Here is a 25,807-nt window from a genome sequence, read left to right as displayed (position 1 = left end):
GCCCAAAAAACGCTGATTAAAGCCGTTCATGGCTCAAAAAAACCAGTTCCGACCCTTTCCAAATTGGACGACGGTTGATACATAGCGGGTGTCGCGGGCCTCTCGGCCCGGTCCCCTTTCTCCGGAGTTTGCGGGCAGGACGATCGGCGTGATGCACGTCGATGCGTGGCCTTCATGTCTCCGATAACTGGTTTGGCGCGGGGTGGAGCAGCCCGGTAGCTCGTCAGGCTCATAACCTGAAGGTCACAGGTTCAAATCCTGTCCCCGCAACCAACCTTATCCGGCACAATATTCTCTGCCAGTTCTGGCCCCCTAAAAAGGGCCAGAACTGCGCGATTTTTGGCATGGACCTGAAGACGGCGGGCAGGGTCACAAGGAGCTTTCTCATTCTCTGTTGGCCGTTTTTCTCTCAACCTGCGGACTGCGGCCGCTCAGCCTTTAGGTTATAACCTATTGATTTTGCTAGAACTAACCTAAAGGCTGTTTCAAATCCGCCCCGTGAATCCGGATTCGACCGCGGATTGCTGCTCATTCCCCGCCGCAAATGGTTCTGCGCTGCTCCTGCCATGCGAGCGGCAGGGATTTGCGTAAGGATTCGAACTGCAGGGCCGGAGGCTGATGACCGTCGAGGATCATCTCGACGATGTCCGGGGCAAGGAGGGTCAGGCGCAGCACGTCGCCGACATAGGAAGCGTCGATCTTTTCCCGTGCGGCGATCTCCTTGATCGTGCCGAAGGTTCCTTTGTCGAGCAGCTTCTGCCAACGGAAGGCACGGACCAGCGCCTTGAGAAGCACGTTGTCGATATTTGGACGCCGCGATACGGCTTGCAGAGTGCGGCCGTCCGGCGCGACGATCAGCTTACGACCGCCACGCTGGCGGAATGCCATCGGAACGTGAATCGTGATCGTCTCTGTCATCAGGCCGCCGCCTTGCGCTGCAGGTCCTTGGCAAGCGATGCGAGGCCATCGGCACGTAGCCGAATGGTCAGGCCATCGGGACTGACGTCGACCCGCTCGACCAGTAGCTGTACGATGCGGGTCTGCTCGGCGGGAAACAACTCATTCCAAAGCGCGTCGAACTCGACAAGCGCATCACGGACCTCGGCCTCGGTGATACTGGCATCATGGTGTCGTGCCTGTTTCCAGGTCTGGACGATGATGTCGGGGGTGCGCAGACACGCTCTCACCTGATCGATGACGGCGGCTTCGACCTCGGCCGCAGGGACCCGGCGAACCACGCAGGCCTCGGGGCCGCGTTTGATTACGCCGGTGGCGACGTAATAGCGATAGAGCTTGCTGCCTTTGCGCGTATGGGCTGGAGTCAAGGCGCGGCCGTCCGGTCCGAACAGAAGCCCCTTGAGGGGAGCAGGAGTCTGCCTGCGTGTATTGGCGGCCCGCTGGCGCGGGCTTTCCTTCAGAATGGCATGCACCTTGTTCCACAATGGGGATTCGATGATCGCCCGATGCTCGCCGGGATAGCTGTTGCCCTTGTGCGTAACCTCGCCGATGTAGGTCCTGTTGTTCAGCAGAATGTAGAGATAGCCACGATCGACGGGACGGCTACGCTTGGTCAGGATGCCTTCGGCAGCCAGAGACCGGGCAAGGATCGTAGCCGAGCCCACCAGCACATATCGCTCGAAGATCATGCGCACAGTCGCGGCTTCCATTTCGTTGACCACAAGCTTGCGATCCTTCACGTCGTAGCCCAGCGGTGGATAGCCTCCCATCCACATACCCTTCTTGCGGGACGCTGCAAACTTGTCGCGGATGCGCTCACCGATCACCTCACGCTCAAACTGCGCGAAGGACAGCAGGATGTTCAGCGTCAACCGGCCCATCGAGGTGGTGGTGTTGAACGACTGGGTCACGCTGACGAAGGTGACGTTGTTGCGGTCGAACACCTCGACGAGCTTGGCAAAGTCCATCAGCGAGCGCGACAGCCGGTCGATCTTGTAGACCACCACGATATCGACGCGTCCCGCCTCGATATCCCTGAGCAAGCGTTGCAGGGCGGGCCGGTCCAAGGTGCCGCCCGAGAAACCGCCATCGTCATAGCGGTCGGGCACCAGCACCCAGCCCTCGGCCTTCTGGCTCGCGACATAGGCCTCACAGGCCTCGTGCTGCGCATCGAGGCTGTTGAATTCCATGTCGAGACCTTCCTCGGTCGATTTCCGGGTGTAGATGGCACACCGCGATTTGCGCACGATCGCGATCGGCTTGCTCATCGTACCGCCCGCTGGTTTTTGAGACCGAAGAAGATGAGGCCATTCCACTGCGTGCCGGTGATGGCGCGCGCGATCGCGGAGAGCGACTTATACGGCCGGCCCTGGTACTCGTAGCCGTCGTCCCGCACCGTCACGCAGTGCTCGATGTCCTGCCATTGACGAATAAGCGTTGTGCCGGTGATCGGCCGGTCCCTGACCGGCTGCCGACGCCGTGCCGGATCCGCGCCATCGAGATCTTCGGCAAGGGCTTCGAGACGCTGCACCGTGTCGGACTTCAACCCGCCGTAGGCCAGTTCCTGGATGCGGTAGGCCAGTCGGCTTTCGAGATAGCGCCGGTTGTAAGGCGGTGGCTCAGTCTCGAAGAGATCGCGCCATTTCCGCTTGAGCACGCCGATCGGCGCGGTTTTCAGAGCTGCGAGCTGGGCGAGAACCGTGTCCGTCATCTTGAAGAGCCTTCGTCCGACTTGAGACCGTCGACATGACTGCTCCGGTGGGCGGTACAGTCGAGCAAACTCTCTCCGCTCGCGGCAGATAAATTACTGGACTTCCCCAATTTTAGTCGCATGTAACCGAGGGCGAGGATCTTTGCGATCTCGTGCAGCCGTTCGGCTGGTTCCATCAAATTGGGATGCAGAGGGTTCATGCTCTCTTGGTAGGGGCGCAAGGCTGGCATTTTCCCAAGAGGCTGAAGGGAGCCAAAAGCAATCGTGCCGAGCTGCCGACCGCATATCGGCACGGCTCACCATCACCGAGATTCGGTCGGCGGCCTGAGCGATTTAGGATTTGGTGAGCGCAGCGTCGACATCGAAGCAGAAGCACAGCGAAATGACTGGCGGCTAGATTTTCGGTAGAGCCTGATCGAATCCGGTCGATCGCAGAACCGCCTTTCTGCCATCGCCGATCATCGGCGCTATCCACGCTTGATCGCGACCGCTGCGATGACGATCCAGACGATGAGGCGCAGCGGCATCGCGCCCATGGTGCGAGCTTCATAGGTGCCGCCATGCCAGACGTGCCACAGGAAGGCAGCAAACACCGCGGCGGTCGCCACCGCGATCGCGACGGACAGCACCGGCGCCCACCTTGCCATGCGCCACAGTCCGATGCCCGCCAGCACATAGGCAAAACCGGCGATGAAATTGAACGTCAGGACGAAGGGCACGACAGCGCCCATGTCCACCCCGCCGAACAATGCACGCCCGCCCGAAAAAACGGTCAGGATACCGAAGGTCACGGCAACAACGGCAGCAATCGTAATCGGAAGCGGTCTGTCGGTCATGATCCTGTCGGTCCTCATTCATGCCGCATCCGGCATGTCATTTCAGCTATGACCTTGATGATGGCGGGCGTGATGGTGTGCCGTTGTCGGACTTTTCATAATAGCTCGCGATTGTGAGGTCGAGCGTCGGCGACCTGACCGACGACGGTTCGAGTTTGCTTTCGGGGTCCTCGTCCTCTCCTGGTCCAAGCCGGATCATGCGGCGTGCGAGCAGAGCGACCAGCCAGAAAATCCCTCCCAGCCCCAGCAATATCAGGGAAAACGAGCTCGGCCCCGGCATCAGATAAGCTTCAGCGGGATTCTCCGGGCGGTACCGCACCTGCACCTTGGCTCCGACCGGATAATCCTCGGACATCGTCCGGGCACCCGCCGAGTTCTGCATGCCGAGATCGTAGGGCTCGGTGCCGTGCCCGATGAACGTCTGGCCGTCCACCGCATAGCGATAATTCACGGCGAATGAATAACGATGCTCGAGTGTTCCGTCTTTCGCTTTGCGCTCATTGCGCGCGAGGCTCGCATCGATGATCTCGGCTTCGGCGCGCGGCCACTGGCGTGTCTGCCATCCTTTTGTTGCGGCCCAGGCGCCGAGCGCAAACACGGCGGTTCCCAATACTCCGAGGAGCCATGCCAATCGATAATCGGGGACGTATCTTTGCTTTAACTTGCGTGCCATCTCCGCTCCCTGATCTGTGCCGCCGCGCTGCGCTAATCGGTCTCCATCAAATGGCTCGGGTGGACTGGCAGTTGAGAAAGCTGCTTGTTGCGCCGGTTGCGATTGGCGGGTCCTGCCGGCGCGTGAAGGCCGCAGACACGGTCGGCATGGAACGATCTCAACATCGGCTGGCTCGCTGTGACTTGACCAGCCTCGAAATAATCGGGTCGAATGTCTTTTTCTGCTCTTTATCGTATTCGAGACGAAAATACGCCGTTGCATCGTCGCAGACAGGAATGGCGCGCTCATAGAAGATGCGATCGTCTTTGGTCCCCGACCATACAGCCCAGTTCGCCTTCTGTTTGCGATAAGCGATGATCCAGCCATTGCTGTGGTCCTGATCAACGCGCCAATTGACTTCGGCAGCGAAGCTTCCCTCGGTCAGATAGCTGCCCCAGACGCGTAATTCCGCGCGGCCATCGGGGGATGAGGATCTGCCGCCGTCGCTATTCTCCGACTCTTTTACTCCCGTGAAACCCGGCGGGATGTCGATCCAATATTGGAAGCGGGCATTGCCGTATGGTTTCCAATCGGATGCAGTGGCCGGCGTCGTCAAGACAAACAGGGCTAATGAGATCAAAAGCGCTCGTCCGGATAATTTCATCGGCGTATCTCAAAAAATTGCTCGTGTGACATAGCGCGAATCCGAGCTTGATCGCAGGATCAGATGCCTTGCATGGCCCGCGATACAGGCATCCTTCCGGCGCTTACTGCTCCGCAAGGCCCTTAGCGATCCTGCTGGCCGCCGCGGTCGTGACACCGCCGACCGTCGGCTTGTCCGTGCCGCAGTTGAAGGACGGCCGCGCGTCGGCAAGAGCGTGCGCCAATCTGTTGGCATTCCTGTTCGCCCCGACATCGACGGCGCCCATGACGCAGGCGATGCCACGTCCAACGCGGATCACGGCCAGAACCTGGTCGCCAGCAGCAGGCGTATCCTCCTTCTGGAATTTCATGCGGATGATCGCAGCGTAAGGTTTGAAGCCCTTATTGTCGCTTACACCACGCCAATCCACGGCGGTGCCGGCGGACCAAGCCTCGGTGACCCATATCGCCTTTTGCGGGGAAGGTCCCTTGGGCCAGCGAATGCCAATACGAAGCCGGATGCCCAGGGCGTTGACAAGAACTTGCGCGCCGCCGAGACCAGGACAGGTCTTGAGCTGATCCTCATCCTCGCCAGCCTCATCACCGATCGGCGCAAAGATGCAATCCGCATTGGCGATGGAGGTGAGGCGGCTTTGTCCGGCGGCGGCCGGAGCCGTCCAGCATGCAGTAATCATTATCAGGAGAATGAAGCCCGCGATCCGCATTTGCCCCCGATCCTATCTTGGTCTCCAGCAAAGATGTCTTTTCCTGAGCGATCTCAAGGTTGGCGTGGTCACCGCCAGTTCACGTCGAAGGAGATCACCTAGGCGGCATCATAGCATCGCTCGGGCTATCGACTATAAGCTGCATTGGCCGGACCGGACCGATACGCTCGAAGCAACATGGGGGCAGATGAAGAGACAAGGCTATATGTACATTCCCATCATCGACCACGAGCGTCGTCCGCTGGGCACTCTGAGCGCCCATGATGTTTTACAGATTCTCCTGGGCGAGACCGAACACGAAGAATACCTGTTGCGCGACTATGTGATGGGTATCGGGTACCGCTAAGACCAGACTGTGCCCCAAGGATCGGTTTCGTCGTTATTGAGCCCGTTGCAGCTGGTCGAATACCGTTGGTCTGGCCGTGCTGACGGTCTGCATCAAGATGAAAATTTTTCTGCTACAGTAAAATAGCTGAATTTTCCTGAGCTTAGCTGCGTGAGACCAGCCACGGGGGCTTTTGCAGCCCCCTCCAGACGTTCAGCTAGCTCCATTCAATTGAGCTGCGGGAGGTTCATATTCCCGCAGCAGCGCTGCAATGCCGGATTTTTCCATGAGTCAGGGTGCGACAAAAGGGATTGCGTGATGGCGCAATTTCGACTCGACTTTACAATCTGATTGTGAGAACAAATAGAGAACAATAAGCAGAGGACGCGCGCCATGGCCATCCGAGCCGCCTACCGCCACTGCCAGACCACCGCCGCGCCGGCCCGACTCACCGCTGCCGAGATCTGGTCGGTAGCCCGGGCGATCCGCGGACAGCTCGCCATCGGGGGTCTTGAACGGAAGCTCGAGCTGGAAAGCGTGGTGCCGAGGATTCTTGCGCTGGAAATCAACGAGGTTGCGTTCGAAGTCGACTGGGACTTTGAACACGAGGTTCTTAACGCCGCCGGCAAGCCGGTGATGGGTGTTACCGAATACGATAAGGCTTCGCCCGACTGCGTGTTGGTTTCGGTGAACGGCCCGACGCTGAGCGGCATGGAGACGCTGCTGCGCTCTACGATCGCGCATGAGCTTGGCCACGTCGTGTTCGATGCGCCGGGCTGGATTCGCGTGCCACCGACGGCGCCGGCTTATTCCGGCGTGCCGCCACCCGATCAGAGCCAGGATCGGCGGGAAGTTCGCGCCAATGAATTCATGGGTGCATTGTTGGTGCCGCCGATGCTGGTGCGGGTCGACCTGCAACGCCAAGCAAAGCGGCAGCATCTTCCGGCATCAGATTGTCCGTCCACTGTTATTCCGGGCGCGCTGGCTTACGATGGCTCACGTCTTGATCACGATGCCGTCGAGGAGGCGATCTTTGAGCTCGCCGAACGCTACGGCGTATCGACACGCTTCTTGCAGGTTCGCCTTGATCGCTACGACCTGCTGCGTACCGGCCGCGACTGGAGCCTTCATTAAGATTTGAGGAGAGCACGATCATGGCATTCGGACCATGGGTCAGAGTCGCACGCGAGAGTGCTGGTATCTCGCTTAAGGACTTTGCGCAATCGATCGGCATCTCGCAGGCCTATTGGTCACGGATCGAACGTGGACTTGAACTCGCGCCGAAAGATTCACTGATCATCGCAGCCTGCGACCGACTGGGGCTCTCGACCGACCGCGCCTTCATTGCGGCGCAGCGGCTGCCGCCCGACATGCAGCGCGATCTTGAGTTTGCCGTTTCGGTCTATCGCGAGTTCAAGGCGAAACGCCCAGCGTAACGCATTTCTCTGCCGCAACGTTTGTCGCCGAGGAACCTGGATGCAGTCAAGTCCGGGGTCGGCAGGATTTTGTTCAAACGAATCCTGGGGACGCAGCCATGATGGTGCAAACAAGATCAGAGGTCATCACCACCAGACAAGTGGAGCAGACAAACGCCATCGATGCCAGGACGTTGCGCATCATGATGGCGTCGGCTGCCTATCATGCTCGCAAGGTTGCGCGCACCATGCGCCTGTCGAAGGTCGATCGCGAGGACGTCGAGCAGGAGATCCTGCTGGTGTTGCTGGAGCGGCGTCGCTTCTTTGATGCCGCGCGCGGTGCATGGTCTTCGTTTGCCGACCGCGTGGCGCGTCAGGCCGCACAGGGAGTAGCCGATCAGATTGGGGCTGAGCGCCGGATTCACGGCAACTCGCTCGATCGTCCAGCGGGCAATGAGAAAACTATCACGCTGGGAGAGGTTATGGAGGCGCGGCAACGGATCAGCCCCAATGTCGAACGCGAGCTGCAGCTCCCGCTTGTACTCGCCGATTTTGTTGCCGAGCTGCCCGATCAGCTCGCCTTGGTCGCCCGGCTGTCGCTCCTCGAGGATGGCGATCTCGCGCAAGCCCAACGCCGCTCTGGCCTCTCCACCAGCGAGTTTTATCGACGGCTACGTGAGATCCGCTATCGGCTGATTTGTCTTGGTATCGTCCAACGTCGGTTAATCGACGAGGAATGAGGGGAGCTGGACCTCCTGGGAAAAACGAGGGCGTCTTCCGCTACTGAAGGGACGAAAGCTTAAGCGGCGCTCAGCAAGCCGCCCGGCTTTAAGGAAGCAAAGTTCCATACGGCCAAACAGTCATGACGGCTACGCATTCGCGTCAGCCGAAGCGGAGAGGCTTGCCATGCGCCCTCGATTGGTTGCACCCACAACGCCGCTGTTGCCGATCGATCGGTTTGCGGTGCCTTTCGACGAAAATACGTTCGTCGATTGGCTGATCGATGCCGAACCTGGAGATCGGGCGGTTTATTACCGCGGCCATCTTGGCTTCGATCGCATGCCGAGTGCCAGCGTGCTCGATCGACCGACGCGGGCAAATCTGCATGCCGTTGCCACCCGTGTGATGGTTGCTGCCGGTCAGGGACTGGTCATCCCGGTGCAGAAGCGGCTCGGTACGGAGGATTATCTCTATCTCGCAGTGAAAGCCCGGCCGGGTCGATCGGCGCAGAGCCGCTCAGCGCTGCATCCACGGCTTGCCGCGGATCGCATTATCGAATCCGCAGCATATCCGATCCCGATCGCACTGGCAGCCTGAGAGGAAACACGATGTCCGATCTTGCCATCATGGCCGAGCACGTCCGCGATCTCGATCCGCAACGGATCGCTTCGCTCACGACCCCCGAACTTGCCTGTATCCTCGACGACCTTGCCGAACAGAAAGCCGCCCTCACCGGCATTGAGGATAAAGTGCGCAGTGCCCTCGACCTCAAATACGGCGCACGCGCCAGGCAGCGCCGTGCCGAGGAAGGCAAGGACACTGGCGTCATTCGCTTTCAGGATAACGGCTTCATCGTCATTGCCGATCTGCCCAAGCGCGTCAAATGGGATCAGGACAAGCTCCGACACGCGGCTGAAATCATTCGCTCCGGCTGGGGCGACAACCCGTCCGATTACCTGAAAGTGAAGCTCGAGGTCTCGGAAGCAGCTTTTGCGAATTGGCCACGCCCGGTTCGCGAGCTGTTTATTCCCGCGCGCATCGTCGAGACCGGTCGGCCGACCTATCGGATCGAGACTGCGAACGAAGCCGAGGCAGCCTGATGCGTGCACGACCAGGGATACGAACAGCGGCGGGGCGGCCCGTTTCGCAAGAGCGGGCAGGCAATCCTTCGGCGCCCGGTCAACGCCCCGCCGTTTCCATCGCACATCAAGATATACCGGGGAGGAGCTGATGCCGGTCAGCATCGTCACCGCCGATCAGCGCCTGTCGGCGGCCAGTAACAAAACCTCGCTGGCGATCTTTGGGCCAAGCGGCGTCGGCAAGACTTCGCTGCTCAGGACATTGCCTGCCGACCACACGGTCTGCCTCGACCTCGAAGCCGGCATGAAATCTGTCCAGGATTGGCCAGGTGCCAGCATTCCGATCCGCAGCTTTGTTGATTTCCGCGATCTCGCGATGCTGATCGGCGGGCCCGATCCGGCAGCCGACCCGAACGCTTGGTACAGCGCACAGCATCATCAGCACGCGCGCTCGGTCTACGCCGGCAGCGGGGTCGAGGAGTTCCTGGCTTCGAAGTCGATTATCTTCGTCGACAGCATCACCGATCTCACCCGGCAGGCAATGGTCTACGCCAAGCAGCAGCCGGAGGCATTCTCGGAGCGCACCGGCAAACCGGACGTGCGCGGCGCCTATGGGCTGCTTGGTCGCGAGGTCATTCAAGCGCTCAAGCATCTGCAACACGCACCCGGCAAGACAGTGATCTTCGTCGGCGTGCTCGAAAAGGTCACCGACGAATTTAATGTCACGATCTGGCAGCCGCAGATGGAAGGCTCGAAAGCCGGGCGCGAACTACCCGGCATCGTCGACCAGGTGATCTCGCTGCATCTATTCTCGCGCGATGCCGAAGGCAGTTACGTGCTCGATGAGAAGGCGAGCGAACGGCGCCTCGTGTGTCGCGCCGGCAATCCATACGCGCTGCCTGCGAAAGATCGCAGCGGCCGGCTCGACCTGACCGAGCCGCCGGATCTCGGCGCACTGATCACCAAGATCAATACGCCGCAGGTGCGCGCCGCCTGATCCGAGACTCGATCAAACGATCAAAGGAGACTTCGATGTACGATCTCAACGATGCCCAGCCACAGATGGCGCCGCTCGGCGAGCTTATTCCAGACGGCACCTTCGCCAAGGTGAAGATGACCATCCGTCCGGGTGGGGTGAACGGCTCGACGCCGGCTGACGCCGGATTGCTCAAGGCGTCGCAGACGAGCGACGCCAGGATGCTTGATTGCGAGTTCACCATCGTGTCCGGTCCCTATGCGCGGCGTAAATTCTGGCAGAATTTTACGGTGGCGGGCGGCAAGCTCGATGAGAAGGGACAGTCGAAGGGCTGGAACATTTCAAAGAGCGCATTCCGCGCCATGATCGATAGCGCGCTTGGGCTCGACCCGAAGGACGAGAGTGCCGCCGCAAAAGGCAAGCGTGTCATCCAGGGCTTGAAGCAGCTCGATGGCATCGCGTTTGCGGCGCGCATCATGATCGAGCCAGCGTCGACCCCGCAATACCGGGACCAGAACAAGCTTGCCAATATCGTGCTGCCGGGCGAGCCGCAATATGCGGCAGTCATGCGCGGCGAAACCATGCAGCCCGATCCCGTCAACGCCAAGCCGCGCAAGGCCGCGGAGACGCCTGCGGCGCCGGCGCCGGCCTGGGGAGCCCCACCTGCGCCAACCCCGGCTTCCGGCGATGTGCCGTGGGCCAACCAGGGGACGCCCAATCAGGGCACTCCCAAACCGCCGGGTGCTGCCGCGCCCGGGCCGGCCTGGCTCAACGGCTAGGGACGTCTCATCGTGACCGACGATGAGTGGCAGGCGCATGTCACCCGTGAGGCCGCGAAGGCGATCGGCGAATGGTTCGAAGGAAGAGGAGGCCTGCATCAGCCCATCCGCTGCTTGACTCTGCCCGACCTCGAGGCAATGGCGCAGAACGCGATCAGCATCTTCATCGTGAAGGCATCGCAGCGGATCGCGCGACATCCGGAAGAGCCCGGGTCGCGGAAGCTCTCGATGCTGCTCCTGGGGTGAGGACTTGCGCGATCTGCGGCCGGGAAGCGCGAGGCTTCCACTATACGCATCAGCTTCGCCCCGACCGCTACCCGACCTTTGCATTCTGCTCAATGCGTTGTCTCGACACCGGCGGCGCTATCGCCCGGAGAAACAAAGGCATGATCGACAAGACCGACATGGAAAAGCGCGCGATTAAGGAGGCACGCCAATTCCTGGCGGAGGTGTTGACTGAGCTCGGGTTGATGGCCTCCTTTCATGATTGCAGCGCGGCGGAGATCGATCGCATCATCGAGGCTTGCATCGACGGCTTCCAGGACGCCATGCAGCGTCAGACGCTCAATGACGATGTACCGTTTTAGGTGCGTTGATGATCGATCTCAACCACGGATCAGGCTTCCAGTACGCACGACCGGACCGACCGCCGGGCATCGCCATTGCCGTCAATGCTGTGATCGACGCCGCGCTTGTGGAGCGCAACCACGCTGAGCCACCGCGACGCTATGTCGGCACGTCCGGAGTTGGACGCGAGTGCTCGCGGCAGATTCAGTATGACTATCTTGGCGTCCCCAAGGACGAAGGCCGCGACTTCGAGCCGAATACGCTACGCATCTTTGAGGCCGGGCATCGCGCCGAGGACATTGTCGCCGCGTGGCTGCGCGCTGCGAAGTTTGACCTGCGCACCGCCCGCTCCGATGGTCAGCAGTTTGGTTTCTCGGCCCTGAACGGGCGCTTTCGTGGTCACATCGACGGCTGCCTGGTCAGCGGTCCAGTCGCCATGGAATTCCCGGCACTGTGGGAGAACAAGGCGCTCGGCGCAGCCTCGTGGAAGGAGGTGATCAAGCGCGGCGTCGTTCTGGCAAGGCCGGTCTATGCGGCGCAGATCGCGCTCTATCAGGCCTATCTCGACCTGCCTCATCCTGCGCTGTTCACGGCGCTCAATCGCGACACGCTGGAGCTCCACTGCGAGCTCGTGACCTTCGACGCCGCGCTTGCGCAACGTGCGAGCGACCGCGCCGTGCAGGTTGTTCGCGCGAGCACGGCCGAAGAGCTACTGCCGCGCGCGGCCGCCGACAGGGCCTCCGCTATCTGCCGCGGCGGGCGAAGCGCCGGCGAGTGGCACCCGCCTTGCGCCTGGCAGGATCGCTGCTGGAAGGCCAATGAAATGCGCTCTCTCACAATCGATTTGAATGGAGCTCCGATCGATCTTCGATATTTTTGTGCGCAAGCCCATGAAAACTGATCGGCGACGTTATGGAGGAAAGCTCCTGCATCGATCTCAACGAGGTCTGGCAGCCGCCGGTCCGGCATGATCTCAACGACATCCGCGAGCGGCTCTGTGCCACGGCAGCCGAATGGCTGCCGCAATTATTTCCGCAGGCGCGGCTGTCGCCCGACCATAGAACGTTGCACTGCGCCGATCTATCGGGACGCGCACCGCGCAACGCGGGCTCCTGCGTCATTCACCTGCGTGGCCCGCGTGCTGGCTGGGGATATGATCATGCAACCGGCGAGAGCGCAGGTCCGATCGATCTGATTCACTACGGCACGGGGCTCACGCCCCCGGCGCTGTTCGAGGAAGCCGCGCGCCATGCCCGGCTGGAGCGGCCGGCGCCAGCGCGATCCGCGGCGGCCGCGCCTGATCACAGTCACGAGATCGCCCGCATCCTGGCTGGCTGCGTGCCGCTCGCCGGCACTGTGGCCGCGCTCTACCTGCAAGCCCGCGGTCTCCACGATCCCGCTTCGCACGACCTTCTGTTCAATCCGGATCTGGCCGACTTCAACACGCGCCGCGGCTGGCCCGGCATGGTGGCGCGCGTGCGCGATGGCGCGGGCGAGCCAACCGGCGGCATCCATCGCACGTTCCTGCTCGACGGCGGTTCGGGGAAGGCTCCGGTCGGCAAGAAGATGCTCGGCCCGATCGCCGGCGGGTCGGTGCGGCTCTCGCCCATGCCGGAGGACGGTCACCTCGGTATCGCCGAGGGCATCGAGACCGCGTTGTCGGCGCAGGCGATCTTCGGTGTTCCGACCTGGGCTGCATTGTCCGCCGACGGGCTGCGGCGTTGGGAATGGCCAGCCAACATTAAGCAGACCTCCGTTTTCACCGACGCCGGTGACGCAGGCATCCAGGCCGCCGCAGCCCTGGCGGAGCGGCTGAACATCGCCGGCATCCCGAACCGTATCGTCCACCCGCTTCACGGCGACGATTTCAACGACGATCTGCGTCACGGCGCAACGGCGGCCGATTATGAGCATAACATGTCGCAGCCGGCACCGTTTCCTGCTTCCGCAGCGCCCGTCACCGTTGCCGAATTCGAAACCGCCGCGCGCAGCCTGACCAGGCCGCCCGATATCGCGGTGCTGGGTGCTTTGCTTGGTCAGCTGGTCACGGCGCGGCTGGAACCGTTGCCCGAGCGTCAGGTGCTAGCGGCGATCAAAATCGCCACCGGCATCGCGGTTTCCATCCTCGAAAAGCAGGTCGGCGAATTGCGTCGCCGGCTGAATGCGACAGGGGACATCCACCGGCAGCCAGTTCGACCACGATGGGCCGCCCAGCTCCGTCTCGATCTTGCCGGCACGCCCGAGCGCAACGAAGCCAACGTCATCACCGCGCTGTCGAACGACGAGGTCTTCGCCGGCACGCTGATGTTCGATGAATTCCGTCAGGAGATTTTGGTTATGCGCGCGCTTCCTTGGGAGCAGGCTTCATGCCTCCCACGGGCGTGGAGCGAAATTGACGATGTTCGCTGCGCTGAATGGCTGCAGCACCGGGAAATTAACGTCAACCCAATCACGGTCAGCCATGGCATCAATGCAGTCGCGAGAGAGATGCCCATCCACCCGGTACGCGACTATCTCAACAGTGTCTGCTGGGATGGTACGTCGCGCCTGGAACACTGGCCGATTGTCTATCTGGGCGCCGAGGATACATCGCTCAATAGGGTATTCGGCGCGCGCTGGATGATCTCGGCGGTGGCGCGTGTCATGCAGCCAGGGGTCAAGGCGGATCACATGCTGATCCTCGAGGGGCCGCAGGGCACGAAAAAGTCGAGCGCCATCAAGACGCTCGCTGGTGCGGGGTGGTTCACGGACGAGATTGCCGAGATTGGCAGCAAAGACGCAGCCCAGCAGATGCGCGGCATCTGGATCATCGAGATCGCCGAGCTCGACGCGATCAGTCGCGCTGAGGTCTCGCGCATCAAGGCGTTCCTGACCAGGACGACCGACCGCTATCGGCCACCGTATGAACGCTACATTGTCACGATACCACGCCAGTGTGTGTTCGCCGGCAGCGTTAACCCGGAAACCTATCTGCGTGATGAGACCGGCAATCGCCGCTTCTGGCCGGTGCGTTGCGGGAACATCGACCTCGACGCACTGGTGCGCGACCGCGACCAGCTCTGGGCGGAAGCCATCGCGCTATACCGAAAAGGCGCCATCTGGTGGCTCGACGAGCCGGAACTGGTCGCCTCCGCTAAATCCGAGCAAGACCAGCGCTACTACGCGGATGCCTGGGACGCGCGTATCGACCGCTGGCTCGTCTACGAGCGGCGACACGTCAATCACGGGTATGGAAGCTTTGACGATTGGCGCGATGAGGAGGTCGAGCGACAAAATCCGCTGACCGATGTCTCGGTCGGCGAAATCCTCGAGGGTGCTCTTGGCATTGAGCCGGCGCGGTGGATACGGGTCGATCAAATGCGGGTCACAGCGTATCTGAAAGCGCGAAATTGGCGGCGCTACCAGGCACGAACCGGGACAGGACGGAAGTCTCTGCGTGAATGGAGATATCGTCGATAGAACAGCAGCCATCGAATTGGCGCAATCTGGAACCGAACGGCCGTGCTATACTGAAACCCACGATTGGAGGTCTGAGATGTCATACTACTTTGCAAAGACATTAAATGTTCCATTCGATCAGGCAGTCGAAATTACGATTGCAGCGCTCAAGCAGCGCGGTTTCGGCGTGCTGACACGGATCGATGTCAAGAGCACACTGAAAGAAAAGCTCGACGTTGAATTCCGGCCCTATGTTATTCTTGGCGCCTGCAATCCGCGTATGGCTCATCAGGCACTCCAGGCAGAAGACAAGATCGGCACAATGTTGCCGTGTAACGTTATCGTCCAGGAATTGGATGGGAAAAGCGAAGTCGCCGCAGTAGATCCTGTCGCGTCGATGCAGGCTATTGACAACGACACGCTGACTGCGATCGCCATGAAGGTTCGAGACGAGCTCAAGGCCACCATTCAATCGCTCTAGGTCATCTGGCGGAGGCCAATATGGGACATGGATACGGCTCGCATTGGGGAATGATGGGTTGGGGAAACGGTGGATTCTGGCCCGTTGGAATGATCATCTGGCTCGTCGTTATTATAGCGTTCATCGCCTTGGTTAGTTGGGTGGTAAGCACGCTCTCCTCGCGTGGTCGTTATGCCGATACGCGTAGAACCTCAGCACTCGACACGCTCGAACAACGCTACGCTCGCGGCGAAATCGGCCGTGATGAGTATCTACAAAAGAAGAACGATATTCTGAGCCGCTGAGCTCTGGCTTGGATCATAACTAATGGAGACACCGAATGCTGACGCGTCGCGCCTTTGGTTCCGCGCTTGTCGGCGCGGGAGCTTCATGGGTGGAGATTTCGGCGGCCGGAGCCCGCCGAGCGGCGACGCCATTGCTAATCCCGCGTCTGATCGATACACGCACAAACGGCGGAAAGGTGTCCCTGACGATTGGCTCTGCGCCTGACAATCCGATTCGCGGTGTCACCAACCTCGTCGGTGTCACCAACCTCAAGCTGGGGTTGGTGACACGAAAACTGCTTTGAAAACAACGGTGTCACCAACGTCACCAACGTCACCAACGGTCTGGAGTGTCATACGTGAGAATGGATGCGTTATGAGCGAAATCCATTCTCCTATAGAGAATGTTTGCACCGAGGTTGGTGAAACGAAAGGTTGGTGACACCAGGGTTAAGCCACGGAGATTTCTGCACAAAGCGGTGTCACCAACGGGTCGCGGAGGTTGGTGACACCTGGCTGCGCTGGAACGACGTACGATTTCGCCATAACGGGCACCGAATTTCCTTGCATGGCGATTCTGTGAATCTAAAATCCGATTTGACCAAAGCCGAAGGCCCACGTCCCGTGAGCCTTCATTGTGAAACCCGCCACATATTCTCCGTTGCCGCGGACGCGTGATCTCGCCGCAAAACGGCTGTGCGGTCAGCGATCGGCGATCCTTGCGCTTGATCTCGGCTCCACAACCGGCTGGGCGCTTCGCGACACAACCGGCGTCATCACCAGCGGCGTGCAGCAGTTCCGGCCGAACCGCTTCGAAGGCGGCGGCATGGCCTTCCTGCGGTTCAATCATTGGCTCAGCGAACTCGCCGGCAGTCCTGGCCCGATCGCGGCAGTGTTCTTCGAAGAGGTAAGGGCGCATGCCGGTACGCTTGCGGCGCACGTCTATGGCGGCTTTCTCGCGCACCTCGAAGCCTGGGCCGAATTCCGCGACGTCCCGTATCAGGGCGTGCCGGTCGGCACGATCAAGCGTTTCATTGCCGGCAAGGGTAACGCCGACAAGCAGGCTGTCATCGCCGCGGTGAAAGCCCGCGGCTTCGCGCCAATCGATGACAACGAGGCCGACGCCATCGCCATTCTGCTCTGGGCGGCCAAGACCTATGGAGGCGTGTCATGACTCGGGCGCGCCTGCCAGACCGTCGGCCGAGCCTGACCATGCAATTGGTCTATGAGGCCAACACCTACGCGGTCACGCTCGGGTTCGATGTCGCCAATGAGCGTGTCGGCGAGGTGTTCACGCATGGCGCCAAGATCGGCTCCGCCATGGACCGCATGCTCGACGACATCTGCGTCGCGCTCTCGCTTCTGCTGCAGCACGGCGTCCTGCCAGATGCGCTTGCCTCCAGCATGGGGCGTCTCGGCGACGGCGCCTCGCCGGCTTCCATTATCGGAGCGCTCGCTGATCTGATCGCAAAGGAGCCGCAGACATGAACGCGCCGCTCCCACCACGCTGCGCACTCGGCCCTCCCATGCCGCTGCCGGCAACCAGCGAGGCAGAACTGCATGCCATGCGCCGCCGCGCCTGGCGCGAGCAGGGGATCGTCACCCTGTCTGTCGGCGCGATCGATGACCCCTGGTTGCGGCAGGCCATCATCAATGAAGCCCGACGCCTCTATGGCGATACGTCAGTGAGGATGCGATGACCGGCAAAAAAGCAGCCCGGCAGAAGAAAGCCGCGCCCCGCAACCTTAAACAGGCCCGGCTGATCACGCGCCAGGTGACCGAGTTCGACCCGAACGGCGTTGAGGTGACGCATCACCGCACCGTCGATACGCTCGGGCTGATGTTGCGCTCCGGTGCGATCACGCCGGCCATGCACGCCGCCGGCCGCGATTTCCAGGCGGCATTCACCATTGCCTGTCTCGATTCCATGCCGAGGGTGAATCTGACCCCGATGGCACGCTCACCATCGCCGGCGCATGACGTCTGTCATCGCAGCGATCGGCAACTCGCTGCCCGCGAGCGCGTGGCGCGCGCGATCGACGCTCTTGGCGGTCACGGTGCGCCGGCAGGCTCGTGCGTCTGGCACGTCGTCGGCATGCAGACATCCGTTCGCGAATGGGCGTTGCGGCAGGGCTGGTGCGGGCGGCCCGTTCGACAGGAGAGCGCACAGGGCATTTTGGTCGCCGCGCTCGGTGTGCTGGTGAAGCACTATGGCATTCGTGATGCCGGGGAGCGCAAAGGCGTGTAAGGTCGCTTGATCGGCCTTGCGCGCGAGTTTCGTCCGATGGTGCTGCAGTCGACGATCACCTGTCCGAAGTGCGCTCACCGGACCACGGAAACGATGCCGACCGATGCGTGCCGGTTTTTCTATATTTGCCCAGGCTGTGGCGAGCGGCTGCGGCCGAAGCCTGGCGACTGCTGTGTGTTTTGCTCTTACGGTTCGGTGCCGTGCCCGCCGGTGCAGGCTGGGCGGAGCTGCGGATAGCACGATCGATGTCCCGCTGGAGCGGGACGTTCCTCAACCGGATCAATGGCTTGCCGACAAAATGCACGCCGCGATCGTTTCCGGATTGACCAATGACCGATGCAAGTCCTACGGTTCAACCACGGTGCCGAGCTGGGTCAGAGGCAGAGCAGCACCACCGTCAAGCTGCACGTGGCGTGATCTCCTGTTCGATCTTACGGCGAACGGTGCGATTGGCGACATCGAGATCGTAGCGCGCCTGCAGATTGATCCAGAACTCCGGCGAGGTTCCAAGATAGCGTCCGAGCCGTAGTGCGGTATCGGTGGTAATCGTGCGCCGCCCCAGTACGATGTCGTTGATCCGCGAACGTGGCGTCTTGATTGCGCTGGCAAGCTCATAGACGCTGATCTGCATAGGGGTCAGGAACTCATCGCGGAGGATCGTGCCCGGATGGATTGGCGGCAGCCGTCGCCCGGAACGCACGTCGGCGAAGTCGATCTCTCCCTTGTCGATGTTTTCACGCTTGATGCTCATCATCCCGCTCCTCAATGATAGTCGACAATTTCGACATCGAAGGTTTCGCCATTCCGCCACACAAAGCATATCCGCCATTGATCGTTGATGCGGATACTGTGCTGGCCCTTACGGTGACCCGCCAACGCCTCCAGTCTGTTGCCTGGCGGCTGGCGCAGATCGTCGAGTTGCTTTGCTGCGTCGATCACCAACAGCTTCGCCCGAGCCCGCTCTTGAATCGGCGGCGGCAAACCGCGCACGGCGTAGCCTGCGAAGATTGCGGCGGTGCGTTTATCGCCGAAGCTCTTGATCACACCGAAGCGTACCGCACGACGTTACGTAATGTCAATCGCGACGTACCGCAAGGGAGTACGAATATTATCTAAGCTCTTGAAATCGCGGTTCCTTTCCGGCGATATTCGTATGCTGGCGGGCGAGGCGCGGCACAACGCCAGCGACAGGCCGGAAATTTTGGGAAGCCACCCCGGCTGGAAGCCAGCGTGCAACCTGAAATAACCACGCAATAACAGCAGCTTGTATGGTGGACTCCGGGGTGGATTCCTGGACTCCGGAAATCCAGCTGGAGCCCGGTGGATTCCGCCAGACGGAATCCACTGCGCCAACACCACCGATCGCCACCACCATCATCGACAGGATCGTTCATGACCCTCGCCTTCGCTCCAGAGCGGATCGAGCACTGGCCGCTTGCGCGCCTGCAGCCCTACGCCAGGAACGCCAAGCTGCACGGACCCGACCAGGTCGCGAAGATCGCCGCCTCCATGGCCGAGTTCGGCTGGACCGTGCCGTGTCTCGTCGGTGACGACGGCGAACTGATCGCCGGCCACGGCCGCGTCTTGGCCGCCACGCAGCTCGGGCTCACCGAGGCGCCGGTGATCGTGCTCGGCCATCTGACCGAGGCACAACGCCGGGCCTATCGCATCGCCGACAACAAGCTGACAGAACTCGGCGACTGGGATGATTCACTGCTGTCGGCCGAGCTGAACGAACTGCTGGCGGAGGAATTCGATCTGTCGTTGGTTGGGTTTTCCGACGGCGAGCTGGACAAGTTGCTGGCCTATGTGCCGGAGGACGAGAGCGCCGCCGGCGCCGGTGTGCCGCCCGTCACCATTCCCGAACCGCCGCGCAATCCGGCCTCGCGCACGGGCGATCTGTGGATCCTTGGCGACCATCGACTGTTATGTGGCGACAGCACCAACATAGTCGATGTGCGCCGCCTGATGAACGGCGAGCGCGCCATCCTGTTCGCCACCGATCCGCCGTACCTTGTCGATTACGACGGCACCAATCATCCGACCCAGAATAAGGACTGGTCGCCGTCCTACGGCACGACCTGGGACGATTCTTCGCAGGGCGCAGAACTCTACGACGAGTTTATCGCCGCCGCCGTTGCTGAAGCGATCGCAGAGGATGCCGCCTGGTATTGCTGGCACGCCTCGCGTCGTCAGGCGATGCTAGAGGCATGCTGGGAGAAGGCCGGCGCCTTCGTGCATCAGCAGATCGTCTGGGTGAAGGAGCGCGGCGTGCTAACGCGATCCCATTATCTGTGGAAGCACGAGCCCTGCTTCATGGGTTGGATCAAGGGTAAGCGCCCGCCCAAGGTGGCGGAAGAAACGCTGCCCTCGACCTGGCTGCTGCCGAGTTTTGCTAAGGATGAGCGCCCCGATCATCCGACGCCGAAGCCGCTCGACGCCTTCGGGATTCCGATGCGCCAGCATGTTACGCGCGGCGGGCTCTGCTACGAGCCATTCTGCGGCTCAGGCTCGCAGATCATGGCCGGCGAAGCCAACGACCGCCGCGTCTACGCGATGGAGATCAGCCCGGCCTATGTCGATGTCGCGATCGAGCGCTGGCAGGCCGCAACCGGCAAAAACGCGATCCTCGATGGCGACGGGAGGACATTCGCCGAGGTGAGAACCGAACGGCTGGGCAACAACGCCGAGCCCCCGTCCGATACGCCGGACATGGACACCGCCCCCGAGCCGGCGCGCAAGCGCAAAGCCTCCATGTGACATGCATGACCTGGCTCTATCTTCCTTCGGTCTGTCTGCCGGAGCCGGAAGTGCTTGCCTGCTCGGCCTTTCGCTGTGCTCCGGCGCGGGTGGTCTCGATCTCGGAGTCGCTATCGCCTGCCCCGAATATCGGGCTATGGGTTACGTCGAGCGGGACGCTTATGCTGCGGCTATCCTCGTGGCGCGGATGGAAGACGCGGCCCTGGATCACGCGCCTGTCTGGGACGACATTGCCACATTCGACGGCCGCCCGTGGCGTGGAACGATAGACATCGTCACTGCGGGCTATCCGTGCCAGCCGTTTTCCGTCGCCGGCAAGCGCCGGGGTACGGACGATCCGCGCCACCTCTGGCCGCATGTCGGGCGTATCATCGGCGAATGCAAACCATCCTTCGTCTTCCTCGAGAATGTCGCCCATCATCTCCGCCGTGGTTTTCCCGAGGTCGCCACAGGACTGGTCGACATGGGCTACCGCCTTGCGGCAGGTCTCTTCACGGCGGCGGAAGTCGGTGCGCCCCATCGACGCGAGCGGCTATTCATCCTCGCCCATCGCGAGGGCGACGACCTGGCCGACCCCGCGCGCCTGCTCCGGGACCCGCTCGAGCGGCGGCAACCGCACGGAGATGATGCGGTTGTGGCCAACGCCGCAGACCGACAGTTTCCGCTGTCGCGGTGGCGAACGAAAGCACGAAAGAGGTTTGGACGGTCTGGCGCGGGATTGGCCGACACCGATGGCCAACGACGGTTGCAAGCCGAGTGCTGGCAACCGGAAAACGGCAGACCTGACCCATGCAGCCGGAATATGGATGACGCCGACGGCTCGCGATCACAAGGATGGAGCAACGAGTCTTGCCAACACGCCGGTGAACGGACTGCTTGGCCGCCAGGTCCTCACAACGCCGATGGTTGGCAGCGATACCTGCGAGCAGCGCCGGACCTTGAACCCGCTGTTCGTCGAGGCGCTGATGGGCTGGCCCACCGGGTGGACCGGCTTCGCCTCTGTGGCAACGGCGTGGTCCCACTGGTTGCCGCGCATGCGCTTCGAACTCTCGCAGCTGAGCTGCTGGTCGACGATTGAGGGGAGTTCGGCTTAGATCAGTCGCGCCAGTAATTGTTGGCGGCAGCGACCGTCTGGAAATGAATGGCGATCACCTGGGATGAGGCGATCAGCTGCGTGCTGTCCTGCTCATAGGCGGCGCGCAGCTTGTCGCGGATCTCGGCGGAGGGCTGGGTCAGCTTGACGCCGACGCGCGCCAGCTTGGTGGCAAGCTCGAAGCCATCTTGCGGCGTTGCGGTCTTGAGCGAGGGCAGCCAGGTTTCGGCCATGATGATGTCCTTTCGGTTTGCAGTGCGGCCTATAAGCTTACCGGAAGAACCTATTTGAGCAATCCATCAACCAGAGAAAACCGCCGCCCAATTGCGCGAGCGGCGGTTCACGAGCTTTGGCGCGGTCAATCGTGTATGGCGTAGACCCGTCCTCTTCCATCGATCTTCTCGCTGGTGACGACCAGACCGAGCTTCTTTTTGAGCGCGCCCACCATGGCGCCGCGCACGGTGTGTGGCTGCCAGCCGGTGACGGCGACGATCTCGGCAATGGTGGCGCCCTCCGGCGTGCGCAGCATGGCGATCAGTCTGGCCTGCTTGGTGTCCCGACGCGGCGGGCGTGGGGCGTGCGACGTTGCGGGTGTGGGCGCCACGGGTGCGATATTCGTCGTACTGGCGTCATGGTCCGCCGTGTCAGGGAGCGCGTATGTGTCGGCGCATGTGTCGGCGCCTGTGGCGAGCTGTGGCGCTTCCGGCTCGGGGGCGTCCGTGGTCGCCGGCATGCTTTCGGGATCGCCCTCCGGTTCGCCATCAGGCTCATTGCCTGATCCAGCATGGTCTTCGCCGGAGGCGGCATCGACATCATCTGCGGCATCCGGCGCAATGCCGAGCGCGGCGAAGGCGTGTTCGGTCAGCACCAGCGTGGTGCCGTGACCGTCGCCGGTTTCGCGCCAGATCGGATCGCCGCGCACGGCCTCACACTCCTCGATCAGGTTTTTGCCGAGCAGGCTGGCGATAACCTTGTTGGCAGCGCCGCCCTTGAGGTGAGCCGGCAGTGGCAGGACGTGCCAGTCGCTACGCTGGCTGGCGGCACTGAGAATGATGAGCTGGGTATCGGAAAGTTGCATCGGGATGCTTCCTTCGTCGCAGATGCGGCCGGACCATTCCGCCGCTTCCACAACCCCGAGCCCCGAAGGTTTCGGGGCTGGAGCATCCGTTGGCGGGGATTGCGCTATCTTGCGTATTCGCCCTCGTGGAAGGCGCTGTCGCAGATCTCGCGCAGTCTGTCGCCGTAGTGGCTCAGCGTGCCGACGTCGCCCCAATCGATATCGTCGGGGTGGGTGTTAAAGTGCTCGTCGCTAAGCGTCTGCAGCCGCTGCAGCATTCCGTCGATCTCGAGCTTTTTGGCGATGAATACGTCCAGAGCCGTCGATTTCGCACCCTTTTCCATAACGGCCTCCTTCGGTCTGATGCTGACAGTCATGCTCCGATCGCGGTGATCATCAACTGAATTAGACGATCATTTTGTTGCTATTTTTGGGAGCGTCGTCGCGGATAATCGATCTCGCATGCGAGCAGGGATGAGCTATCGCGGCGATGTATGGGCTGATCGCCCACGGGCTTGAGAAGGACACTGTCATGCAAGGCATGAGCGAGCGCCAGTACGCCGCCCATGCCGGACTGTCGCGCGGCGCCATCCAGAAGGCAAAGACGGCCGGCCGGCTGGTTCTTTATCCGGATGGCAGCATCGATGCGACGGCTTCAAATCGGCGTCGTGCGGAAACGACCGATCTGTCGAAGATCAGGACGCCGTCCCAGCCAAAGCTCAAGCCGGTGTCTGAGGAAGCTGTAACCGCCGTTGGCGACACGCTGCGCGAACAGGGTTTGGCGGCACCGGTCGCTGGTAGTGGCATGACCTACCTGCAGGCCAAGACCGCAAACGAAGTGCTGAAGGCGCAGGAGCGGCGGTTGAAGTTGCAGATCCTGAAGGGCGAGCTGATCGATCGGGCACGCACCGAGATGCTGGTGTTCCGGCTGGCGCGCGAGGAACGCGATGCCTGGGTGACGTGGCCGGCACGGGCGGCAGCGCTGATGGCGGCGGAGCTGTCCGGCGAACTGGGTCAGGGCATCGTGGTGGAGGCGGCGCTGATGCAGAAGGTTCTGGAAGCCCATGTCCGCAGCCAGCTTGGCAGCCTTGCGGAAATCCGCCCCCGACTTGAATGACGATATCCTTGGTTTTGACGGCACCGCGGAGATCCTTCGCGCATGGCGCAGCGGCCTTACGCCAGACCCCGACCTGACAGTCTCGCAGTGGGCGGATCGCCATCGCCGGCTGGGATCGCGGGCGTCCGCCGAGCCGGGACGCTATCGCACCGTGCGCACGCCCTACATGCGCGAGATCATGGATCGGCTATCGCCTGGCGATCCGGCACAGCGCATTGTGTTCATGAAAGCCGCACAGGTCGGCGCGACCGAAGCCGGCAACAACTGGATCGGTTTTGTCATCCACCAGGCACCGGGACCGATGCTGGCCGTGCAGCCGACGGTGGAACTGGCCAAACGCAACTCGCGCCAGCGCATCGATCCGCTGATCGACGAAAGTCCCGAGCTGCGGGGTCGCGTCAAACCGGCGCGCTCGCGCGACGCCGGCAACACCATGCTGTCCAAGGAATTCGCTGGCGGCATCCTGATCATGACGGGCGCCAACTCGGCGGTGGGCCTGCGCTCGACGCCGGCCCGCTACATCTTTCTCGACGAGGTCGACGCCTATCCGGCCTCGGCCGACGAGGAAGGCGATCCGGTGACGCTCGCCGAGGCCCGGTCGCTGACCTTCGCGCATCGGCGGAAAGTGTTGCTGGTCTCAACGCCGACGATCCGCGGTCTCTCGCGCATCGAGCGTGAATATGAGGCGAGCGACCAGCGGCGCTACTTCGTGCCGTGCCCGCATTGCCGCGAGATGCAGTGGCTGAAGTTCGAGCGGCTGCGCTGGGACAAGGGGAGACCAGAAAGCGCGCATTATTCATGTGGCTCCTGCGATGGCGCCATTGCCGAGTACCATAAGGCGACGATGCTGGAGCGCGGCGAATGGCGTCCGACAGCAACAGCTGTTGATCCTACGACGGTCGGCTACCACCTCTCGGCGCTGTATTCGCCGCCGGGTTGGATGAGCTGGATGCAGATCGCGCGAGCGCATGAGGCGGCGATGGGCTCGGACGAGGCGCTGCGAGCCTTCCGCAACACTGTCCTTGGTGAGAGCTGGGTCGAAACGGGCGAGGCGCCGGACTGGCGGCGCCTCTATGACCGGCGTGAGCACTGGACATCAGGCACGGTTCCTGCGGGCGGACTGTTCCTGACTGCAGGCGCCGACGTCCAGAAGGACCGGATCGAGATCGATGTTTGGGCCTGGGGCCGTGGGCTGGAGAGCTGGCTCGTCGATCATATCGTGATCGCGGGCGGGCCCGACCGGCCGGAAGCATGGGCGGAATTGTCGGCGCTGTTGGATCGTATCTGGTCGCACCAGCGCGGCGCTCACTTGAGGATCGCGCGGCTCGCCATCGACACCGGCTTCGAGGCCCCCGCAGTCTATGCCTGGTCACGCCGGCAGGGATTTATGCAGGTCGCGCCAGTCAAGGGCGTCGAGGGTTTCAACCGCTCGAGTCCGGTGTCGGGCCCGACCTTCGTTGATGCGACCGAGGGTGGCAAGCGCCTGCGCCGCGGCGCGCGGCTGTGGACCGTGGCGGTGTCGACCTTCAAGGCCGAGACCTATCGTTTTCTGCGGCTGGAACAACCAACCGAGGAAGAACGTGCAGGCGGTGGCGTGTTTCCGCCTGGAGCGGTGCATTTGCCGCACTGGGTCGAGAACGAATGGCTCAAGCAGTTCACGGCCGAGCAGCTGGTGACCGTGCGCACAAAGCGCGGTTTCGCCCGCCTCGAATGGCAAAAGCTCAGAGAGCGCAACGAAGCGCTCGACTGCCGCGTCTACGCCCGTGCCGCCGCCTGGATCGTCGGCGCCGACCGCTGGACCGAGGCGATGTGGTCCGATCTGGAACGCCAGATCGGACCAGTGGAGGAGGTCGACAGCAAACAGTCGGCCAATCCGCAATTGGAGAGCGGTGCCGTAGCCGGCGTCATTCGTCATCGGCCAACGCGCCACGGCCGCCGCGTATTCCAGTCGAGCTATCTGAGTTGA

The 25,807-nt window shown here is 61.9% G+C and carries 36 protein-coding genes, 1 tRNA gene and 1 pseudogene; 26 read left to right on the top strand and 12 right to left on the bottom strand.

Annotated elements, in window-relative coordinates:
* Nucleotides 1–196 precede the first annotated feature (196 nt).
* Nucleotides 197–273 (top strand) — tRNA-Met (locus tag OCA5_RS15865).
* 255 nt (nucleotides 274–528) lie between these two features.
* Here OCA5_RS15865 and OCA5_RS15860 read toward each other — a convergent pair.
* From OCA5_RS15860 to OCA5_RS15825, 7 genes are all read right to left on the bottom strand, one after another.
* Nucleotides 529–918: a hypothetical protein gene (locus OCA5_RS15860; protein WP_012561955.1), complete on the bottom strand. Its 390-nt coding sequence runs from the start codon at nucleotides 916–918 to the stop codon at nucleotides 529–531.
* Nucleotides 918–2,225: a recombinase family protein gene (locus OCA5_RS15855; RefSeq protein ID WP_012561956.1), complete on the bottom strand. Its 1,308-nt coding sequence runs from the start codon at nucleotides 2,223–2,225 to the stop codon at nucleotides 918–920. The genes OCA5_RS15860 and OCA5_RS15855 overlap by 1 nt, the downstream gene beginning before the upstream one ends.
* Nucleotides 2,222–2,668, bottom strand: coding sequence for a DUF2924 domain-containing protein (locus OCA5_RS15850; protein ID WP_012561957.1), 447 nt, complete (start codon nucleotides 2,666–2,668; stop codon nucleotides 2,222–2,224). The genes OCA5_RS15855 and OCA5_RS15850 overlap by 4 nt, the downstream gene beginning before the upstream one ends.
* A 467-nt stretch (nucleotides 2,669–3,135) precedes the next feature.
* Nucleotides 3,136–3,504: a hypothetical protein gene (locus tag OCA5_RS15840; RefSeq protein ID WP_012561958.1), complete on the bottom strand. Its 369-nt coding sequence runs from the start codon at nucleotides 3,502–3,504 to the stop codon at nucleotides 3,136–3,138.
* 46 nt (nucleotides 3,505–3,550) lie between these two features.
* Nucleotides 3,551–4,102, bottom strand: a complete 552-nt coding sequence (locus OCA5_RS15835) for a DUF3592 domain-containing protein (RefSeq protein WP_012561959.1) — start codon at nucleotides 4,100–4,102, stop codon at nucleotides 3,551–3,553.
* A gap of 232 nt (nucleotides 4,103–4,334) precedes the next feature.
* Nucleotides 4,335–4,820, bottom strand: a complete 486-nt coding sequence (locus OCA5_RS15830) for a hypothetical protein (protein WP_012561961.1) — start codon at nucleotides 4,818–4,820, stop codon at nucleotides 4,335–4,337.
* A 103-nt stretch (nucleotides 4,821–4,923) separates the two neighbouring features.
* Nucleotides 4,924–5,523, bottom strand: a complete 600-nt coding sequence (locus OCA5_RS15825) for a hypothetical protein (protein ID WP_012561962.1) — start codon at nucleotides 5,521–5,523, stop codon at nucleotides 4,924–4,926.
* A 205-nt stretch (nucleotides 5,524–5,728) separates the two neighbouring features.
* On the opposite strand from OCA5_RS15825, the gene OCA5_RS15820 reads away from it, so the two are divergent.
* From OCA5_RS15820 to OCA5_RS19545, 20 genes are all read left to right on the top strand, one after another.
* Nucleotides 5,729–5,869, top strand: coding sequence for a histidine kinase (locus tag OCA5_RS15820; RefSeq protein ID WP_012561963.1), 141 nt, complete (start codon nucleotides 5,729–5,731; stop codon nucleotides 5,867–5,869).
* 372 nt (nucleotides 5,870–6,241) lie between these two features.
* Nucleotides 6,242–6,982: an ImmA/IrrE family metallo-endopeptidase gene (locus tag OCA5_RS15815; RefSeq protein ID WP_012561964.1), complete on the top strand. Its 741-nt coding sequence runs from the start codon at nucleotides 6,242–6,244 to the stop codon at nucleotides 6,980–6,982.
* Nucleotides 6,983–7,002: 20 nt separating this feature from the next.
* Nucleotides 7,003–7,284 carry a helix-turn-helix domain-containing protein gene (locus OCA5_RS15810; protein ID WP_012561965.1) on the top strand — a complete coding sequence of 94 codons (282 nt, stop codon included), beginning with the start codon at nucleotides 7,003–7,005 and terminating at the stop codon, nucleotides 7,282–7,284.
* A 98-nt stretch (nucleotides 7,285–7,382) separates the two neighbouring features.
* Nucleotides 7,383–8,003, top strand: coding sequence for a sigma-70 RNA polymerase sigma factor region 4 domain-containing protein (locus tag OCA5_RS15805; RefSeq protein ID WP_012561966.1), 621 nt, complete (start codon nucleotides 7,383–7,385; stop codon nucleotides 8,001–8,003).
* A gap of 166 nt (nucleotides 8,004–8,169) precedes the next feature.
* Complete coding sequence (locus tag OCA5_RS15800) at nucleotides 8,170–8,580, top strand: hypothetical protein (RefSeq protein WP_012561967.1); 411 nt, start codon at nucleotides 8,170–8,172, stop codon at nucleotides 8,578–8,580.
* An 11-nt stretch (nucleotides 8,581–8,591) separates the two neighbouring features.
* Complete coding sequence (locus OCA5_RS15795; RefSeq protein ID WP_012561968.1) at nucleotides 8,592–9,083, top strand: hypothetical protein; 492 nt, start codon at nucleotides 8,592–8,594, stop codon at nucleotides 9,081–9,083.
* Between the two features lie 130 nt (nucleotides 9,084–9,213).
* Nucleotides 9,214–10,059 carry an ATP-binding protein gene (locus OCA5_RS15790; protein WP_012561969.1) on the top strand — a complete coding sequence of 282 codons (846 nt, stop codon included), beginning with the start codon at nucleotides 9,214–9,216 and terminating at the stop codon, nucleotides 10,057–10,059.
* A gap of 35 nt (nucleotides 10,060–10,094) precedes the next feature.
* Complete coding sequence (locus OCA5_RS15785) at nucleotides 10,095–10,817, top strand: hypothetical protein (RefSeq protein WP_012561970.1); 723 nt, start codon at nucleotides 10,095–10,097, stop codon at nucleotides 10,815–10,817.
* 12 nt (nucleotides 10,818–10,829) lie between these two features.
* Nucleotides 10,830–11,063, top strand: coding sequence for a hypothetical protein (locus tag OCA5_RS15780; RefSeq protein ID WP_012561971.1), 234 nt, complete (start codon nucleotides 10,830–10,832; stop codon nucleotides 11,061–11,063).
* Nucleotides 11,064–11,203: 140 nt separating this feature from the next.
* Complete coding sequence (locus OCA5_RS19550; RefSeq protein WP_012561972.1) at nucleotides 11,204–11,404, top strand: DUF6511 domain-containing protein; 201 nt, start codon at nucleotides 11,204–11,206, stop codon at nucleotides 11,402–11,404.
* Nucleotides 11,405–11,412: 8 nt separating this feature from the next.
* Complete coding sequence (locus OCA5_RS15770) at nucleotides 11,413–12,285, top strand: hypothetical protein (RefSeq protein WP_012561973.1); 873 nt, start codon at nucleotides 11,413–11,415, stop codon at nucleotides 12,283–12,285.
* Between the two features lie 11 nt (nucleotides 12,286–12,296).
* Nucleotides 12,297–14,843, top strand: a complete 2,547-nt coding sequence (locus OCA5_RS15765; RefSeq protein ID WP_012561974.1) for a VapE domain-containing protein — start codon at nucleotides 12,297–12,299, stop codon at nucleotides 14,841–14,843.
* 76 nt (nucleotides 14,844–14,919) lie between these two features.
* The gene (locus tag OCA5_RS15760) at nucleotides 14,920–15,303 is read left to right on the top strand and encodes a DUF302 domain-containing protein (RefSeq protein WP_012561975.1); all 384 of its coding nucleotides are present in this window, start codon (nucleotides 14,920–14,922) and stop codon (nucleotides 15,301–15,303) included.
* Between the two features lie 20 nt (nucleotides 15,304–15,323).
* Nucleotides 15,324–15,587, top strand: a complete 264-nt coding sequence (locus OCA5_RS15755) for an SHOCT domain-containing protein (protein ID WP_013913378.1) — start codon at nucleotides 15,324–15,326, stop codon at nucleotides 15,585–15,587.
* A 35-nt stretch (nucleotides 15,588–15,622) separates the two neighbouring features.
* Nucleotides 15,623–15,871, top strand: a complete 249-nt coding sequence (locus tag OCA5_RS15750) for a hypothetical protein (RefSeq protein ID WP_012561977.1) — start codon at nucleotides 15,623–15,625, stop codon at nucleotides 15,869–15,871.
* A 332-nt stretch (nucleotides 15,872–16,203) separates the two neighbouring features.
* Nucleotides 16,204–16,740, top strand: a complete 537-nt coding sequence (locus OCA5_RS15745; RefSeq protein ID WP_012561978.1) for a crossover junction endodeoxyribonuclease RuvC — start codon at nucleotides 16,204–16,206, stop codon at nucleotides 16,738–16,740.
* Nucleotides 16,737–17,054 carry a TSCPD domain-containing protein gene (locus OCA5_RS15740; protein WP_013913377.1) on the top strand — a complete coding sequence of 106 codons (318 nt, stop codon included), beginning with the start codon at nucleotides 16,737–16,739 and terminating at the stop codon, nucleotides 17,052–17,054. Before OCA5_RS15745 ends, OCA5_RS15740 begins: the two co-directional genes overlap by 4 nt.
* Nucleotides 17,051–17,266 carry a hypothetical protein gene (locus tag OCA5_RS15735; RefSeq protein ID WP_012561980.1) on the top strand — a complete coding sequence of 72 codons (216 nt, stop codon included), beginning with the start codon at nucleotides 17,051–17,053 and terminating at the stop codon, nucleotides 17,264–17,266. The genes OCA5_RS15740 and OCA5_RS15735 overlap by 4 nt, the downstream gene beginning before the upstream one ends.
* On the top strand, nucleotides 17,263–17,814 hold the full coding sequence (locus tag OCA5_RS15730; RefSeq protein WP_012561981.1) for a DUF6456 domain-containing protein: 552 nt from the start codon (nucleotides 17,263–17,265) through the stop codon (nucleotides 17,812–17,814). The genes OCA5_RS15735 and OCA5_RS15730 overlap by 4 nt, the downstream gene beginning before the upstream one ends.
* Nucleotides 17,815–17,850: 36 nt before the next feature.
* Nucleotides 17,851–18,051, top strand: coding sequence for a GDCCVxC domain-containing (seleno)protein (locus OCA5_RS19545; RefSeq protein WP_013913376.1), 201 nt, complete (start codon nucleotides 17,851–17,853; stop codon nucleotides 18,049–18,051).
* Between the two features lie 160 nt (nucleotides 18,052–18,211).
* On the opposite strand, the gene OCA5_RS15725 is transcribed toward OCA5_RS19545, so the two are convergent.
* Nucleotides 18,212–18,568: a HigA family addiction module antitoxin gene (locus OCA5_RS15725; protein WP_012561983.1), complete on the bottom strand. Its 357-nt coding sequence runs from the start codon at nucleotides 18,566–18,568 to the stop codon at nucleotides 18,212–18,214.
* A gap of 8 nt (nucleotides 18,569–18,576) precedes the next feature.
* On the bottom strand, nucleotides 18,577–18,858 hold the full coding sequence (locus OCA5_RS15720; protein WP_012561984.1) for a type II toxin-antitoxin system RelE/ParE family toxin: 282 nt from the start codon (nucleotides 18,856–18,858) through the stop codon (nucleotides 18,577–18,579).
* 348 nt (nucleotides 18,859–19,206) lie between these two features.
* Here OCA5_RS15720 and OCA5_RS15715 point away from each other — a divergent pair, with 348 nt between their 5' ends.
* The 3 genes and pseudogenes from OCA5_RS15715 to OCA5_RS19535 all read left to right on the top strand — a co-directional run bounded on the left by OCA5_RS15715 (nucleotide 19,207) and on the right by OCA5_RS19535 (nucleotide 21,668).
* Complete coding sequence (locus tag OCA5_RS15715) at nucleotides 19,207–20,574, top strand: site-specific DNA-methyltransferase (RefSeq protein ID WP_012561986.1); 1,368 nt, start codon at nucleotides 19,207–19,209, stop codon at nucleotides 20,572–20,574.
* Nucleotide 20,575: 1 nt separating this feature from the next.
* A pseudogene (locus tag OCA5_RS19540) lies at nucleotides 20,576–21,085 on the top strand (DNA cytosine methyltransferase); the annotation flags it as partial.
* 295 nt (nucleotides 21,086–21,380) lie between these two features.
* On the top strand, nucleotides 21,381–21,668 hold the full coding sequence (locus tag OCA5_RS19535) for a hypothetical protein (protein ID WP_244396218.1): 288 nt from the start codon (nucleotides 21,381–21,383) through the stop codon (nucleotides 21,666–21,668).
* 1 nt (nucleotide 21,669) lies between these two features.
* Here OCA5_RS19535 and OCA5_RS15695 read toward each other — a convergent pair whose 3' ends face one another.
* From OCA5_RS15695 to OCA5_RS15685, 3 genes are all read right to left on the bottom strand, one after another.
* Complete coding sequence (locus OCA5_RS15695; RefSeq protein WP_012561988.1) at nucleotides 21,670–21,900, bottom strand: hexameric tyrosine-coordinated heme protein; 231 nt, start codon at nucleotides 21,898–21,900, stop codon at nucleotides 21,670–21,672.
* A gap of 125 nt (nucleotides 21,901–22,025) precedes the next feature.
* On the bottom strand, nucleotides 22,026–22,745 hold the full coding sequence (locus OCA5_RS15690; RefSeq protein WP_013913375.1) for a DUF3489 domain-containing protein: 720 nt from the start codon (nucleotides 22,743–22,745) through the stop codon (nucleotides 22,026–22,028).
* Between the two features lie 104 nt (nucleotides 22,746–22,849).
* Nucleotides 22,850–23,068 carry a hypothetical protein gene (locus OCA5_RS15685; protein ID WP_012561990.1) on the bottom strand — a complete coding sequence of 73 codons (219 nt, stop codon included), beginning with the start codon at nucleotides 23,066–23,068 and terminating at the stop codon, nucleotides 22,850–22,852.
* Nucleotides 23,069–23,256: 188 nt separating this feature from the next.
* Here OCA5_RS15685 and OCA5_RS15680 point away from each other — a divergent pair, with 188 nt between their 5' ends.
* Complete coding sequence (locus OCA5_RS15680; RefSeq protein ID WP_013913374.1) at nucleotides 23,257–23,841, top strand: hypothetical protein; 585 nt, start codon at nucleotides 23,257–23,259, stop codon at nucleotides 23,839–23,841.
* Nucleotides 23,834–25,807 (top strand): phage terminase large subunit family protein, encoded by a 1,974-nt coding sequence (locus OCA5_RS15675; protein ID WP_012561992.1) that lies wholly within the window; start codon nucleotides 23,834–23,836, stop codon nucleotides 25,805–25,807. The genes OCA5_RS15680 and OCA5_RS15675 overlap by 8 nt, the downstream gene beginning before the upstream one ends.

The organism is Afipia carboxidovorans OM5, assembly GCF_000218565.1.
Classification (GTDB): domain Bacteria; phylum Pseudomonadota; class Alphaproteobacteria; order Rhizobiales; family Xanthobacteraceae; genus Afipia; species Afipia carboxidovorans.
The sequence above is the reverse complement of the archived record's forward strand: the minus strand, read 5'-3'. Positions and strand labels throughout refer to the sequence as shown.

Coding starts and splice junctions, on each gene's coding strand:
- OCA5_RS15825 (WP_012561962.1), bottom strand. CDS start 5,523: ATGCGGATCGCGGGCTTCATTCTCCTGATAATGATTACTGCATGCTGG.
- OCA5_RS15685 (WP_012561990.1), bottom strand. CDS start 23,068: ATGGAAAAGGGTGCGAAATCGACGGCTCTGGACGTATTCATCGCCAAA.
- OCA5_RS15840 (WP_012561958.1), bottom strand. CDS start 3,504: ATGACCGACAGACCGCTTCCGATTACGATTGCTGCCGTTGTTGCCGTG.
- OCA5_RS15755 (WP_013913378.1), top strand. CDS start 15,324: ATGGGACATGGATACGGCTCGCATTGGGGAATGATGGGTTGGGGAAAC.
- OCA5_RS15790 (WP_012561969.1), top strand. CDS start 9,214: ATGCCGGTCAGCATCGTCACCGCCGATCAGCGCCTGTCGGCGGCCAGT.
- OCA5_RS15800 (WP_012561967.1), top strand. CDS start 8,170: ATGCGCCCTCGATTGGTTGCACCCACAACGCCGCTGTTGCCGATCGAT.
- OCA5_RS19535 (WP_244396218.1), top strand. CDS start 21,381: ATGACGCCGACGGCTCGCGATCACAAGGATGGAGCAACGAGTCTTGCC.
- OCA5_RS15770 (WP_012561973.1), top strand. CDS start 11,413: ATGATCGATCTCAACCACGGATCAGGCTTCCAGTACGCACGACCGGAC.
- OCA5_RS19550 (WP_012561972.1), top strand. CDS start 11,204: ATGATCGACAAGACCGACATGGAAAAGCGCGCGATTAAGGAGGCACGC.
- OCA5_RS15805 (WP_012561966.1), top strand. CDS start 7,383: ATGATGGTGCAAACAAGATCAGAGGTCATCACCACCAGACAAGTGGAG.
- OCA5_RS15750 (WP_012561977.1), top strand. CDS start 15,623: ATGCTGACGCGTCGCGCCTTTGGTTCCGCGCTTGTCGGCGCGGGAGCT.
- OCA5_RS15735 (WP_012561980.1), top strand. CDS start 17,051: ATGAACGCGCCGCTCCCACCACGCTGCGCACTCGGCCCTCCCATGCCG.
- OCA5_RS15815 (WP_012561964.1), top strand. CDS start 6,242: ATGGCCATCCGAGCCGCCTACCGCCACTGCCAGACCACCGCCGCGCCG.
- OCA5_RS15860 (WP_012561955.1), bottom strand. CDS start 918: ATGACAGAGACGATCACGATTCACGTTCCGATGGCATTCCGCCAGCGT.
- OCA5_RS15830 (WP_012561961.1), bottom strand. CDS start 4,820: ATGAAATTATCCGGACGAGCGCTTTTGATCTCATTAGCCCTGTTTGTC.
- OCA5_RS15680 (WP_013913374.1), top strand. CDS start 23,257: ATGCAAGGCATGAGCGAGCGCCAGTACGCCGCCCATGCCGGACTGTCG.
- OCA5_RS19545 (WP_013913376.1), top strand. CDS start 17,851: ATGGTGCTGCAGTCGACGATCACCTGTCCGAAGTGCGCTCACCGGACC.
- OCA5_RS15740 (WP_013913377.1), top strand. CDS start 16,737: ATGACTCGGGCGCGCCTGCCAGACCGTCGGCCGAGCCTGACCATGCAA.
- OCA5_RS15820 (WP_012561963.1), top strand. CDS start 5,729: ATGTACATTCCCATCATCGACCACGAGCGTCGTCCGCTGGGCACTCTG.
- OCA5_RS15725 (WP_012561983.1), bottom strand. CDS start 18,568: ATGATGAGCATCAAGCGTGAAAACATCGACAAGGGAGAGATCGACTTC.
- OCA5_RS15730 (WP_012561981.1), top strand. CDS start 17,263: ATGACCGGCAAAAAAGCAGCCCGGCAGAAGAAAGCCGCGCCCCGCAAC.
- OCA5_RS15695 (WP_012561988.1), bottom strand. CDS start 21,900: ATGGCCGAAACCTGGCTGCCCTCGCTCAAGACCGCAACGCCGCAAGAT.
- OCA5_RS15715 (WP_012561986.1), top strand. CDS start 19,207: ATGACCCTCGCCTTCGCTCCAGAGCGGATCGAGCACTGGCCGCTTGCG.
- OCA5_RS15855 (WP_012561956.1), bottom strand. CDS start 2,225: ATGAGCAAGCCGATCGCGATCGTGCGCAAATCGCGGTGTGCCATCTAC.
- OCA5_RS15850 (WP_012561957.1), bottom strand. CDS start 2,668: ATGACGGACACGGTTCTCGCCCAGCTCGCAGCTCTGAAAACCGCGCCG.
- OCA5_RS15795 (WP_012561968.1), top strand. CDS start 8,592: ATGTCCGATCTTGCCATCATGGCCGAGCACGTCCGCGATCTCGATCCG.
- OCA5_RS15810 (WP_012561965.1), top strand. CDS start 7,003: ATGGCATTCGGACCATGGGTCAGAGTCGCACGCGAGAGTGCTGGTATC.
- OCA5_RS15785 (WP_012561970.1), top strand. CDS start 10,095: ATGTACGATCTCAACGATGCCCAGCCACAGATGGCGCCGCTCGGCGAG.
- OCA5_RS15760 (WP_012561975.1), top strand. CDS start 14,920: ATGTCATACTACTTTGCAAAGACATTAAATGTTCCATTCGATCAGGCA.
- OCA5_RS15765 (WP_012561974.1), top strand. CDS start 12,297: ATGGAGGAAAGCTCCTGCATCGATCTCAACGAGGTCTGGCAGCCGCCG.
- OCA5_RS15690 (WP_013913375.1), bottom strand. CDS start 22,745: ATGCAACTTTCCGATACCCAGCTCATCATTCTCAGTGCCGCCAGCCAG.